Annotated in this window: 9 protein-coding genes and 1 pseudogene; 5 read left to right on the top strand and 5 right to left on the bottom strand. The window is 52.5% G+C overall.

All coding sequences use genetic code 11. The features are described 5' to 3' along the window. Positions 1–27: 27 nt before the first annotated feature. On the bottom strand, positions 28–894 hold the full coding sequence (locus ACJY2G_RS05300) for a crotonase/enoyl-CoA hydratase family protein (RefSeq protein ID WP_113877142.1): 867 nt from the start codon (positions 892–894) through the stop codon (positions 28–30). Between the two features lie 398 nt (positions 895–1,292). On the opposite strand from ACJY2G_RS05300, the gene ACJY2G_RS05295 reads away from it, so the two are divergent. Continuing rightward, the gene (locus tag ACJY2G_RS05295; RefSeq protein WP_430320028.1) at positions 1,293–3,329 is read left to right on the top strand and encodes an oxidoreductase; all 2,037 of its coding nucleotides are present in this window, start codon (positions 1,293–1,295) and stop codon (positions 3,327–3,329) included. A gap of 72 nt (positions 3,330–3,401) precedes the next feature. On the opposite strand, the gene rlmG is transcribed toward ACJY2G_RS05295, so the two are convergent. Continuing rightward, complete coding sequence (gene rlmG, locus ACJY2G_RS05290) at positions 3,402–4,553, bottom strand: 23S rRNA (guanine(1835)-N(2))-methyltransferase RlmG (RefSeq protein ID WP_120162368.1); 1,152 nt, start codon at positions 4,551–4,553, stop codon at positions 3,402–3,404. Positions 4,554–4,725: 172 nt separating this feature from the next. Between rlmG and ACJY2G_RS05285 the strand changes: the two genes are divergently transcribed. The 4 genes from ACJY2G_RS05285 to ACJY2G_RS05270 all read left to right on the top strand — a co-directional run bounded on the left by ACJY2G_RS05285 (position 4,726) and on the right by ACJY2G_RS05270 (position 8,409). Beyond that, positions 4,726–5,232, top strand: coding sequence for a M48 metallopeptidase family protein (locus ACJY2G_RS05285; protein ID WP_112286754.1), 507 nt, complete (start codon positions 4,726–4,728; stop codon positions 5,230–5,232). A gap of 31 nt (positions 5,233–5,263) precedes the next feature. Continuing rightward, positions 5,264–6,250 carry a Gfo/Idh/MocA family protein gene (locus ACJY2G_RS05280; RefSeq protein ID WP_430320029.1) on the top strand — a complete coding sequence of 329 codons (987 nt, stop codon included), beginning with the start codon at positions 5,264–5,266 and terminating at the stop codon, positions 6,248–6,250. Positions 6,251–6,276: 26 nt separating this feature from the next. Continuing rightward, positions 6,277–7,023 carry a glutamine amidotransferase gene (locus tag ACJY2G_RS05275; protein ID WP_120162370.1) on the top strand — a complete coding sequence of 249 codons (747 nt, stop codon included), beginning with the start codon at positions 6,277–6,279 and terminating at the stop codon, positions 7,021–7,023. 414 nt (positions 7,024–7,437) lie between these two features. After that, positions 7,438–8,409, top strand: coding sequence for a TerC family protein (locus ACJY2G_RS05270; RefSeq protein ID WP_112286838.1), 972 nt, complete (start codon positions 7,438–7,440; stop codon positions 8,407–8,409). Positions 8,410–8,566: 157 nt separating this feature from the next. Here ACJY2G_RS05270 and ACJY2G_RS05265 read toward each other — a convergent pair whose 3' ends face one another. The 3 genes and pseudogenes from ACJY2G_RS05265 to mgtA all read right to left on the bottom strand — a co-directional run bounded on the left by ACJY2G_RS05265 (position 8,567) and on the right by mgtA (position 13,352). Continuing rightward, positions 8,567–9,046, bottom strand: a complete 480-nt coding sequence (locus ACJY2G_RS05265; protein ID WP_430320030.1) for an Hcp family type VI secretion system effector — start codon at positions 9,044–9,046, stop codon at positions 8,567–8,569. A gap of 264 nt (positions 9,047–9,310) precedes the next feature. Continuing rightward, positions 9,311–9,954, bottom strand: a pseudogene (locus ACJY2G_RS05260) (hypothetical protein). A 695-nt stretch (positions 9,955–10,649) separates the two neighbouring features. Continuing rightward, entirely contained in the window at positions 10,650–13,352 is a 2,703-nt protein-coding gene (gene mgtA, locus ACJY2G_RS05255; protein WP_439291440.1) for a magnesium-translocating P-type ATPase, read from the bottom strand. Positions 13,353–13,665: the final 313 nt, after the last annotated feature.

The raw sequence follows: 13,665 nt of genomic DNA, 5'->3' as shown, positions 1-13,665 counted from the left end.
CCAGTGACGGGCTCTTTCTGCCCGCTGCTAGCCGGTTTTACGCAGTGATGCCGTATGCCGGTTTTGCAGCATGACCAGACGTTCCATATAACTCAGGTCTTTCTCCTCCAGCGTAAACGCGGCATCCACCCAATCCTCCGTAATATCCATCAGCTCGGAACGTGAAAGTTGCAGCACACGCTGACGTGCGCGGATCATGGCGCGGATCCCGTTAAGTTTTGGCCGCAGCACATCCATAAACGTACGCGTAGCGTTGAACGCCTCACCCGGCTGGAATAACACATCCACCAGCCCGCGGCTTTCAAACCATTCCGCCGTATGAGACTCACCGGTGGAAATCAGTTCCTCCGCCAGCTTCATGCCCGCTTTGCGCGAGACCAGCGAATAACCGCCCATTCCCGGAAAGAGGTTAAAGGCGATTTCCGGAAATCCCATCCGGGCCGTGTTTTGCGCCAGCACATAATGGTGCGCCAGCGCCGCTTCGAATCCGCCGCCCAGTGCCGTACCTTCAATCATCGACAAGCTGATAGCTCCCACATCGAATCCACGCGCTGCAGCATGGACACAGTCCACACAGGCTCTGGCGTAGGCGCGCAAAGCCTCGCGCTTGTTATTGACGATAGAGTCGACAAAGAAACTCAGATCACCTCCCACATTGTACATATTGGGTACCAAAGAACCGGTGACCCAAAAATCAAAACGCAGCCCCGACGCCTTTGCTGCATAGGTCAGCGTCATGATGTCTTCAATAAGCTCCTGATTAAAACAGGGACGTGGATAAGACCTGAGCATCATCCACATGACATTACGGCCTTCTTCATAATAGGCTGCAATCTGGGACAAATGCCCGGCTTCGGTAAACGGGCGGCAGGCTGTATGGTCAATAAGATTCATAGTATATATCCAGGTTAGAAATGAATTTTTTAGGGTGAAGCAGCTCCAGCCTAGTCCAGCTCTAACCTGAACTGAATCGATTCGAGATTGTTTTATAAAAATAATCCTAAGCGCATAAACGTAATAAAAAAATGTTTAAAATAAACAACCTGCAACCAATCAATATTGTGTAAAAACAAAGAAATAATGTTTTTATCCGCGACTTCAGACGACCAGACTTCCGCAAAAAATAATCCGCCATAATTAATGTTTGGCGATTAATAATATGCGTAATAGTTAATTAACTCTCAGGGATTTCCCCAAAGTGACGCATATCACAGTCATTGCACGCTGACTTTCCAATTGCTCTGCCACCCGCTAAATTGAACTCATCTCCTCCGACCACTTAAGAGAATTCCATGACTGAACGCGCTTCGCTGTTTTATCCGCACCTGCTGGCGCCGCTGGATTTAGGTTTTACACAACTGAAAAATCGCGTGCTGATGGGTTCTATGCACACCGGACTGGAAGAACTGGAGGACGGGCCTGAACGTCTGGCGGCCTTTTATGCCGAACGCGCCGCCGCTGGTGTCGGGCTGATTGTCACCGGCGGCATTTCCCCCAACGCGCAGGGCGTGGTGTATCAGGGTGGTTCAATCCTCGCAGAACAGGAGCACATCACGCATCACCGCGTGGTGACCGATGCCGTTCATGCCGCCGGGGGAAAAATTGCGCTGCAAATTCTTCATGCAGGGCGTTACAGCTATCAGCCCCACCCCGTCGCGCCTTCAGCACTTCAGGCACCGATTAACCGCTTTACACCTCACGCTCTCAGCGAAGAAGAAATCGAATCAACGCTGGCGGATTTTGCCCGCTGTGCGCAACTCGCCAAGGCATCCGGCTATGACGGTGTGGAAATCATGGGCTCCGAAGGTTATCTGATAAACCAGTTTCTGACCGCGCGCACCAATCAGCGCACGGACGACTGGGGCGGTTCCGCCGATAACCGTATGCGGTTTGCGACAGAAGCCGTGCGCCGCGTGCGCGAAACCTGTGGCAGGGAGTTCATCATTATTTATCGCTTATCCATGCTGGATCTGGTCGAGGAAGGCTCGGACTGGCAGGAAGTCGAGACTCTGGCGCAACGCATCGAGCAGGCTGGCGCGAGCATTATTAACACCGGCATCGGCTGGCATGAAGCACGCATTCCGACCATCGCCACGATGGTTCCCCGCGCGGCGTTCAGCTGGGTGACGCAAAAACTGATGGGCAAAGTCGGTATTCCGCTGATCACCACCAACCGCATTAACGATCCCGACGTGGCGGAGAAAATTCTCGCCGAAGGTTGCGCGGATATGGTGTCGATGGCGCGCCCGTTCCTCGCCGATCCGGCGTTTGTCGAAAAAGCCGCACAAGGGCGTGCTGATGAAATCAATACCTGCATCGGCTGTAATCAGGCCTGTCTGGATCAGATATTCGCCGGTGAAGTCACTTCCTGCCTGGTGAATCCCCGCGCCTGCCGTGAAACGCAGTTACCCCTAACCCGTGCGGAAGTCACCAAACGCCTGGCCGTGGTCGGCTCCGGGCCAGCCGGACTGGCATTTGCCACCACTGCCGCCAGCCGCGGACATCACGTCACATTATTTGATGCACACAATGAAATCGGCGGGCAGTTTAATGTCGCCAAACAGATCCCCGGCAAAGAAGAGTTTTATCAGACGCTGCGTTATTACTCGCGTCAGCTGACATTACTGGGCGTCACGCTGCGTCTGGGTGAAACCGTCACCGCCAGCCAGTTAACGGGTTATGACGAAGTGATCCTCGCCTGCGGTATTTCACCACGCCTGCCGGATATTACTGGCATTGATCACCCGAGCGTACTGACTTACCTCGACGTGCTGCGCGATAAAAAACCGGTCGGCCAGCGCGTCGCCATTATTGGCGCGGGCGGTATCGGTTTTGATACCGCCGAATATCTGGTGCATAAAGGCGTGTCATCAAGCCTGAGTACTCAGGCCTTCAGCCACGAATGGGGAATCGACCAGAGTCTGACGCATCGCGGCGGTCTGGCACCGCAGGGACCGCAGCCAGAACCGGCGGCGCGGGAGATCGTTCTGCTGCAACGCAAAACCACCAAAGTCGGCGCAGGACTGGGGAAAACCACCGGCTGGATCCACCGCGCCAGCCTGCTGCAGCGTGGCGTGAAGATGCAAAGCGGCGTCAGCTACGAACGCATCGACGATGCGGGTTTGCATCTGATCATGAACGGCGAGCCGCTGTGTCTGGAAGTGGATAACGTAATTATCTGCGCCGGACAGGAACCGCAGCGCGCCCTGTATCAGCCCTTGCAGGATGCCGGAAAAACCGTGCATCTGATCGGCGGTGCAGACGTCGCCGTCGAACTGGATGCCCGTCGGGCTATCGATCAGGGCACGCGGCTGGCGCTGAAGATATAAACATTGGATTAGAAAACTGCAGACGAAAAAAAAGCCGCGATAAGCGGCTTTTTCATGTCAGCAATTCAGCGATCAGTGATGCGACGCCGTTTTCACCGCACGCAGGATCACAAACTTCTGGTTGGTGGCGATCGTCGTGCAGTTGCCGAACAGGCGGCGCAGTTTCTGGTAGTAATCCAGATGGCGGTTGCCGACGATGCGCAGTTCGCCGCCGGTTTGCAGGCAACGTTTGGCGTCGCAGAACATGCGCCACGCGGTGTCATCACTGACCACGGTGCCCTGGTGGAACGGCGGGTTACACAACACGGCGTGCAGGGTTTCGCGCTCGACCCCGGCCAGCATATTGTTCACTTCGAAATGACAGCGGCTGACATCTTGCGGCAAATTGTTTTCGACGTTAATACGGCTCGATTCTACCGCCATATAAGATTCATCGACGAACAGCATTTCTGCATCCGGATTCAGCGCCAGAGCGGTCATGCCGATCACGCCGTTACCGCAACCCAGATCCGCCATGCGCCCTTCGATACCTTCCGGCAGATGCTGCATGAAGAAGCGTGCGCCGATATCCAGACCGCCGCGAGAGAACACGTTCGCATGGTTGGAAATACGGAATTCGCTGTCATCCAGCGCCCATTCGGAAATCACCGGCTCAGCGGTTTGCGCTGGCAGAGTCGCTTCACAATGGATCAGACGGGCTTTTTTCCATGCCAGGCTGGTTTTGGTTGGCCCGAGGATTTTCTCGAACAACTGCAACGTAGAGGTGTGGATATCACGGGCTTTCGCGCCGGCGATAATCTGCGTGTCCGGCGTCACCACTTCACGCAGCGCCAGCAGTTGTTGTTCCAGCAGCGCCAGCGTTTTTGGCACTTTGATGATGACCAGACCCGGATTGATAGGCAACGGCACCAGGCTGCTTTGCGCCGCCACGCTGTCTTCGTCAAATCCGTTAAGACGCAGGTTATGGCGCATCGCCAGCTGACTCATGAAAGAGTCATTGATGCTGGTCGGGTTGTGCGGCTGCAAGGCGCAGGCCAGCGTGCCAAAAGCATCGTTGAAAATCAGCAGCGGACGGCCGTTGAGCGCGTCGGTGTTCAGGTTTTGCAGCAGATACTCATCAGCCGCTTCCCATGCCTGTAACTGCGTTGCCGCTTCTTCCAGCGGATAACGTTCCAGACGCAGTTGCAATAACTGACCACCTGTTTCGGTTTCGAATTGGCTCATTGGCCCTCCTCTATATTCAATTTGCGCTGTTTATCCCTTAATTTGGTCTATCAGTAAAACGTTTTTTCAGTTAAAAAGGGGTTTATCTGCCGGACTGGCGCGATCGTGACGAAAACACCGCTAACCGGTATGGCATCTTTTCCCCGTCAATAAAGAGACAAAGCAAACAGTTATGCCTGAATTGACCTATCTGCAAGGCTATCCCGAGAATCTTCAGGCTCAGGTTCGCCAGTTAATCGAACAGGAACGTTTAGGTAAAGTGTTGCTGACGCGATACCCCGAGCCGCACGAGCTGACCACTGACAAATCGCTCTATCAGTATACGCTGGACCTGAAAAACCAGTTTTTGCGCAGTTCATCGCCGTTAAGCAAAGTCGCTTATGACAATAAAATCCACGTGATGAAGCACGCGCTGGGGCTGCATACCGCCATATCGCGCATTCAGGGCGGCAAGCTGAAAGCCAAAGCGGAAATCCGCGTCGCGACGGTATTTAAAAGCGCGCCGGAAGCGTTTCTGAAAATGATTGTGGTTCACGAACTCGCGCACCTGAAAGAAAAAGAACACAACAAAGCTTTCTACAGCCTGTGCTGTCATATGACGCCCGACTATCATCAGTTAGAATTCGACACGCGCATGTACCTGACGCATCTGGAAATATTCGGCAAGTTATACCAATAATTCATTGTCCACTTATCTATAGGGAATACATATGATTCGCTTTGCAGTCGTCGGCACCAACTGGATCACCCAGCGTTTTATTGATGCCGCACACGAGAGCGGTAAGATGAAGTTAACCGCGATTTACTCCCGCACGCTGGAAGGCGCTAAAAAGCTCGGTGAGGATTATCCGGTTGAACATTATTTTGATTCCCTTGAAGCAATGGCCGCATCTGACCTGATTGATGCCGTCTACATTGCCAGCCCGAATTCACTACATGCCCCACAATCGCTGTTGTTCCTCAGCCATAAAAAGCACGTGATTTGCGAGAAGCCGCTGGCATCTAATCTGCAAGAAGCCGAAAGCCTGATCGCCTGCGCGAAAGAGAACAACGTGGTGCTGTTCGAAGCGTTTAAAACCGCCTATCTGCCGAATTACCTGCATATGAAAGGCGCGCTGAACCGTATCGGTAAACTGCGTAAAGCCATTCTGAACTACTGTCAGTATTCCTCACGTTATCCGCGCTATCTGGCGGGTGAAAACCCGAACACCTTTAACCCGGCGTTTTCCAACGGCTCAATCATGGATATTGGCTATTACTGTCTGGCCAGCGCCATTTCGCTGTTTGGCGAACCGGAAACGGTAAAAGCCACTGCAACGTTGCTGGAAAGCGGCGTCGACGGTCAGGGCACGGTGATTTTGTCTTATGCGGATAATTTTGAAGTGGTGATCAACCATTCCAAGATCAGCGACTCCCTGCTGCCAAGCGAAATTCAGGGCGAAGACGGCACCCTGCAGATGGAAAAACTGTCTGAATGCCAGACGCTCAGCCTGACGCCACGCGGCAGCCAGAAACTGGACCTGACGCAACCGCAGCACATCAACACCATGCTGTATGAAGCAGAAACATTTGCGATTCTGGTCGACAGCCAGTTTGTCGCGCACCCGGGGCTGGAAGTCTCGCGCATCACCGCCAAAGTGCTGACGGAAATCCGTCGTCAGACCGGCGTGGTGTTTCCGGCCGATAATCAGCCTTAATGTTCCGTAAGTATCGGGAGTAACAGATGATTGCACCCAGCCAGAAACCGCTGTTGATTTTACAGACCGGTCACGCGCCGGAGCCTATCCGCCGCGCACACGATAACTTCCCGCAGATGTTTATCCGCCAGGGGGATATCGACCCGCAGCAGGTCGTGATTGTCGATTTGCAGGCGGGTGAACGCCCGCTGCCGCCGGAAAACTATTGCGGGGCGATCATTACCGGGTCGCGCAGCATGGTGACAGAACATCTGGCGTGGAGTGAAGACGCGGCGGACTGGGTACGTCTGGGCATGTTGCAGGAGTTACCGATGTTCGGCGCCTGCTACGGTCATCAGCTGATGGCGTATGCGCTGGGCGGCGAGGTAGATTATCACCCGCAAGGGATTGAAGTGGGCACCCATGAAGTCACGCTGACGCCTGCCGGGCATCTTGACCCGCTGGTGTCGCAGCTTCCGGCACAGTTCGCGGCCAATCTGATCCATCTGCAAACTGTTATTACGCCGCCTGCGACGGCGACGGTGCTGGCGAAAACGCTGCACGACCCGCATCAGATCCTGCGTTATGGCCCGAATGCTGTCAGCACCCAGTTCCATCCGGAATTCACTCTGGCGGTGATGAAAACGTATCTGTCATGGCTGGGATCCCTCGCCGAAGACGATTCGGTGGACTTTACTCATCAGGCTCAGCAACTTAGCGAAACACCGCTCAGTCAGGGGCTGCTGCTGGCCTTTGTCGGCGCACTCGGCAAACGTCAGGCGCTGGCGGGTTAATGCACTATAATGTTTCTGAATGTTTGACACCGGACACATTTTGCATTAGTTTGCAAAGTGCAAAGGGGAGTAACTTCTTCGCCGGATAATCGTCATTACGGTGTCTGGACCCGCGCTCACGCAGCGCCGTCTCAGCCACCCGGTTACCGGGACAACCCACTAATTAATGTTTACCCGAATAATTCGGGTTGCAGGTAGGCGGCAAGCGAACGAATCCCGATGAGCTGACACAGGTCAGTGATTCGGGTGAGCGAACGCAGCCAACAACCCTGCGGCTCGAAGGATGAAGGGGAAACGGGTTGTAAGTGAGACCTTGCCGGACGGCGAGGTTTGCTCACAGCTCAAAAAATGAGCGGCTAACGTCTTCCGACGCTGGCCGTTTTTTTTTGATGTTTTTTCGAGGATACCGTAATGATGAACTCCGTAGGCAACCCGATTTTATGGGGCTCTTTTGCCGTGGTAGTGATAATTATGCTCGCGTTCGACCTGCTGTTGCAGGGTCGCAAAGGCGCGCAAACCATGAGTATGAAAAGTGCCGCGATGTGGTCGCTGGTGTGGATTGGCCTGTCGCTGCTGTTCAACTTCGGCTTCTGGTGGTATCTCAACGGCGAATTTGGCCGTGAAGTCGCCGACGCCAAAGCCACGATGTTCCTGACCGGCTATCTGCTGGAAAAAGCCCTGGCGGTCGATAACGTCTTCGTCTGGCTGATCCTGTTCAGCTACTTCTCCATTCCGGCCAACCTGCAACGCCGCGTGCTGGTCTACGGCGTACTTGGCGCCATCGTCCTGCGTACCGGTATGATTTTCGCGGGTAGCTGGCTGGTGGGGCAATTCAGCTGGATCTTGTACGTGTTCGGCGCGTTCCTGCTGTTCACCGGTATCAAGATGGCACTGGCGAAAGATGACGACGGAGAAGTGGGCGAGAAACCGATGATCCGCTGGCTGCGCAGTAAAATGCGTATGACCGACGATTTGCAGGGCGAGAAATTCTTCGTACGCCGCAACGGTATTCTGTTCGCCACCCCGCTGTTGCTGGTGCTGATTATGGTCGAGCTGAGCGACGTGATTTTCGCGGTCGACAGTATCCCGGCTATCTTCGCCGTGACCACCGACCCGTTCATTGTGCTGACGTCTAACCTGTTTGCGATCCTCGGCCTGCGTGCGATGTACTTCCTTCTGGCAGGCGTGGCGGAACGTTTCTCAATGCTGAAATACGGTCTGGCGGTGATCCTGATTTTCATCGGTATCAAAATGCTGCTGCTCGACGTGTTCCACATTCCGGTAGGGATTTCGCTGGGTGTGATTGCGTCGATTCTGATCATCACCCTGCTGATTAACACCTGGGTGAACCGTCGTAACGATCTAAACAATACGCGAAAGTCATAGCATTAATCAGGAATAATGAATGGGCGGATATCACGTCCATTCATTATTTTACCTGTTTATTTTCAATGAAGATTATCAAAGCTTATTTCCATCGGCATACCTCCACTCCGATTACGAGCCCGTCCAACTGACCAAAGATGAGCTTTGGCAGGCAATGCTACGCTGTGGCCCTCTCATTCCATTTATCTTTGTGTATGATATTACCGTCGCAGTGCTTCCAGTTAATCGCCTCATAACGTAGCTGAATGTTTTCCAGATGCGTTCCCGTTGTGCCGCCAGGATGGAGCGTTGGAGTGATCGCAGTGATCTTCACGTTCTCTAACAGAATATTGAAATACTCATGTTCCATGCCTGAATCCATTATTTGATACATCTTTATTGTTGCAGATTTCAATACCAGGTTATTTGTGAGAGCGCGGTATAGCAACGGGGTGACTTTATCGAACTCTTTTTGAATGTTGATGGGCTCATGTACGCGTGTACCCGTCAGTCTCCCCGTGTGCCCGCAGCAGGGTATAGAAAGGTGGTGAGCAAACGATTTCAACTCAATGGCACCCACGCGGCCAGAAACCAACGAGCCGCCAATAATCGGAGAATTATTTTCATCTGTTAGAAATAAATAAGCTGGAATTGACATGTTATATCCTTATAAAGTTAATTATTACGTTTTTCTCTGCCTGTGATTTTATCAATCACTTTGTACAAGATGTATAGAAATATTAGCCAGGCTCCTATACCTACAAACTTCATCGGCCACGGCTCGATGTATATAATGCAAAGTATTGGCCCAAATATCATCAAGGGTGCAAATGCGAACTCAAATAAATAATAAATTATAAAAGCAACTATTTTTTCGGTTGCAGTAAGAATCATATTAATGACTTTAAAAAACACCCCGTCTTTAGGCATTTATTTTCTTCCTCACCAACTCAATTATTTTTCTGAATGTAGGTTCGCCTTGCGTTATTCTGATATGCATCGCATCTACAAAAGGTTGAACGGATGGCTCAAATAAGAAGTAAAGGAGGTCATAGTCTTTCGCACTCAATAAATTATATATTTCTGGGTTCTCAGCCTCCAACCGTTCAGAGGTTCGTATTGAGCGCTCAGTCATACCACCAATTAACAACGTTCCAGTTAATACAGCTTTGGGTTTTGATTTAAATGTAGCTGAGATAAAAGAAACTCTTTCTAATACTGCAGCCGTTATCATAGCCATGATTGTATTAGTCCCCATCCTTCCCACAAATGATGTAATTACGCCTCTATAAATATTATCCTGCTCTGTTTCGGTAACGTAGATGTTAAAATTATCTTAATCGCATCTATGATATGGTCATAATTCAAGATATCGTTTCTTATAGCGCCAGCCATTCTAATTCTAGCTGTTTCACGCCTGAACCGTGAGCCTGTATCAAACACACCATATACCATATAGCCCATATCAAGCGGCACGGTGAACGCACCGTTTATGAGGCCATTTACTGATTCGGGGGAAAGAATAATCCCAGCAATGCGCGTGGATATATCATCAATGTCAGCCATATTAGTCCCTTAGTTATGATTCATTCCCATCCTAATGGTATTGCATTATACACGTACGCACTAGATTTTTTACTTACAATGGAGTTCTGGCAAAAAAGCCCAGTTTAGTCGGGCACCAATTAATACTGAATCACTCGTTTTGATATATTAATTCATACGGCGTATACATCTACCAACGTTTTACAAAAATGCTTATGAGTGATGGCGTAGCCAAGGAACGGAAATTCATTACGCGGACTTCGGTCTGTACGCCTTACTATACTATTGCCTTCCCTCAACCCTTTTTCACCAACAAGCATTCAATCACATTACTCACTCGTTACTGACTAACCTGACATTACTTGTTCTTGATTTTTGTTATTTGAAAGTTCACTTATTGTGTAAAATACACACTTATTAGAATTTCTTTAAACGAAACATATAAAATAAATCACTTGCATTAGAGTTTGATATCCGGCCATGGCATCAGCGGTAAATCCCCGGCTGGCGCGGCAAAAGCGGAAAAGGTGAGAAACAGGGATGAAGCCAGAAGGGTACGACGGAAAGGCAATAACATCGGTGAAATTCCTCAGAGTAAAAAGCGCACCATCTTAGCCCGCTGAAGCTAAAGGAATTACTATAGTCGCTGGATAAAATAAAGGCGGTGACTGAGTTAACAATCACCGCCTGTATGATTAATATTTAACGCGAAACGATTACTGCCAGCCGTAACGACGCACGAACCAGCCTTTCACGCACTGCGTCAGCACCATGTAGCCCGCAAGAATCGCGATCAGCCACGGGAAATAGCTCAGCGGCAGCGCCTGCAATTGCAGGAATCCGGCAACGGGCGAGTAGATCAACGCGATACCGGTGACTACCACCATCAGCGTCATGATGCACAACGGCCAGGAGGCGCGGCTCTGAATAAACGGCACTTTGCGGGTGCGGATCATATGCACAATCAGCGTCTGCGACAGCAGCCCTTCAATGAACCAGCCGGACTGGAACAGCGTCTGCGCCTCCACCGTATTGGCCTGGAACACCCACCACATCAGGCTGAAGGTCAGGATGTCGAACACGGAACTGATTGGCCCGAAGAACACCATAAAACGGCCAATGTCACCCGCATTCCAGCGCTGCGGTTTTGCCAGTTGCTCCTCATCAACGTTATCAAACGGAATCGCTACCTGTGACACATCGTAGATAAGATTCTGGATCAGCAGATGCAGCGGCAACATCGGCAGGAACGGCAGGAAGGCGCTGGCCACCAGCACACTGAACACATTACCGAAGTTAGAACTGGCGGTCATCTTGATGTATTTCAGCATGTTGGCAAAGGTTCTGCGCCCTTCTGTCACGCCCTGCTCCAGCACCATCAGGCTTTTTTCCAGCAGAATAATGTCCGCCGCTTCTTTGGCGATATCCACCGCCGAATCCACGGAAATGCCAATGTCTGCCGCGCGCAGCGCCGGTGCATCGTTAATGCCGTCGCCCATAAAGCCGACCACATGCCCTTCACCGCGCAGCACGCGCACAATGCGTTCTTTGTGCATCGGCGTCAGTTTGGCAAACACCGTGGTTTCGCGGGCGACGTTCAGCAGTTGCACATCGTCGAGTGCATCGATATCGCTGCCGATCAGAACCGTTTCTGCATGTAATCCGACATCTTTGCAGACCTTACGCGCCACCAGCGGGTTATCGCCGGTGAGAATTTTCACGGTGACGCCTTTACGCTGCAACGCTTCCAGCGCCGGTGCGGTGCTTTCTTTTGGCGGATCGAGGAACGCGATATACCCGGCCAGAATCAGGCTGGATTCATCGGTCACGCCGTACCCCTGCGTGCGTGATGGCATCACTTTATGTGCCACCGCCACCACGCGCAGCCCCTGCTGATTCAGGTCATCAGTAATGCGGCGGATGCGCGCGAGCAGTACATCGGTCAGCGGCACAATCTCAACGTTGAGCTGCACCAGCGTGCATATCGACAGCATTTCTTCCAGCGCGCCTTTGCAAATCAGGCGGTGATTATGATCGTTTTCGGCGACCACCACGGACATGCGGCGACGGTCGAAATCAAACGGAATTTCATCCACTTTCAGCGAGTTATGCACCGGACCGGCATCGCCCGCTTCCAGCACGGCAACATCCAGCAGGTTTTTCAGGCCGGTCTGGTAATGGCTGTTCAGCCACGCCAGATGCAGCACGTCGTTGCTGGTCACACCGAGGACGTCAGTGTGGCGCTCAAGCACAATTTTATCCTGCGTCAGCGTGCCGGTTTTATCGGTGCAGAGGATGTCCATCGCGCCAAAGTTCTGGATAGCGTCCAGACGTTTGACGATCACTTTCTGGCGGGAGAGTTTCACCGCGCCCTTCGCCAGCGTCGAGGTAACAATCATCGGCAGCATTTCAGGCGTCAGCCCGACCGCCACGGAGAGCGCAAACAGCGCTGCTTCCCACCAGTCGCCTTTGGTGTAGCCGTTGATCACCAGTACCACCGGCGTCATCACCATCATAAAGCGGATCAGCAGCCAGCTGACTTTGCTGATACCTGCCTGGAACGCATTCGGCTGGGTATCTTCCTGCACCACGCGTTCGGCCAGCTGACCGAACCAGGTTTTGCCGCCGGTGGCGATCACCATCGCAATCGCCGTACCGCTGACCACGTTGGTGCCCATAAAGCACAGCGTGTTCAGTTCGAGCGGATCCGCCGCAACCGGTTTTTTCTCGCAGGCGTGTTTTTCGACCGGCAGCGATTCACCGGTCAGCGCCGCCTGGCTGATAAACAAGTCTTTGGCGGAGAGAATGCGCAAATCTGCCGGGATCATATCCCCCGCAGAAAGCTTGATCAGGTCACCCGGCACCAGCTGGCTGATCGGGGTTTCTACCGTTTCGCTGCGCCCGGTTTGCGCGTCACTGCGCAACACCGTGGCGGTGTTGCTGACCATGGCTTTTAGCGCATCGGCAGCTTTGTTGGAGCGCGCTTCCTGAATGAAATGCATAAAGGTGGAAATAAACACCATCGCGCCAATCACCAGCGCCGCCGTTAAATCGTCGGTGGCGTAAGACACCAGCCCGAGCACAGTCAGCAGCAGGTTGAACGGATTGCGGTAGCAGTGCCACAGGTGCAGCCACCACGGTGCAGGCTGCTGATCGCCGGTCTGATTGAGGCCTGAAACGTCGCGGATCGCGTCAGCTTCCTGCGCGGTCAGCCCTTCCGGATGGCTGGCAAATTGCAGGTACAGCTGGTCTTCGGTGGCGCGGGCACACGCCTGACAATGTGCAGCCATCGCCGCAGGAACAGCCTGTGCAGCGCGGCCTGGCACGTTTTCGAGCATCGGATCGCGACGGACTAAACGGCGCGGTAAGTTGCGGCTGAGCGCGCTGAGCAGCCGGGAGGTGAAATCTTTGAACATCATTCGCACCTTATTGCGCCCACGGCAAAACGACCGCAGACGGGCAAAAGGGTTATAACAAAACAGGGGCGAACGAACAGACGTACACCACCGCTTACCTGATAACATTTAATGTCACGGTAAGCAGCAGCAAAAGCGGGTGCTTACCGGATCACAACGGACCTACAGAATTGGGGTCGGGTTCCATGGGTTTTCACCTCCGGTAAGGAACGGTCTGGAAATTCATACGCATCGGGTATAAAAATCCGTTAGGGTAGAGCTGTTAACTACGCCTCAGGCGTATTTTCCGCGGATTATAAACCTGTTTACTACAACC

It is taken from the genome of Rahnella sp. ATs2 (assembly GCF_051851855.1).
Classification (GTDB): Bacteria; Pseudomonadota; Gammaproteobacteria; order Enterobacterales; family Enterobacteriaceae; genus Rahnella; species Rahnella variigena.
The sequence above is the reverse complement of the archived record's forward strand: the minus strand, read 5'-3'. Positions and strand labels throughout refer to the sequence as shown.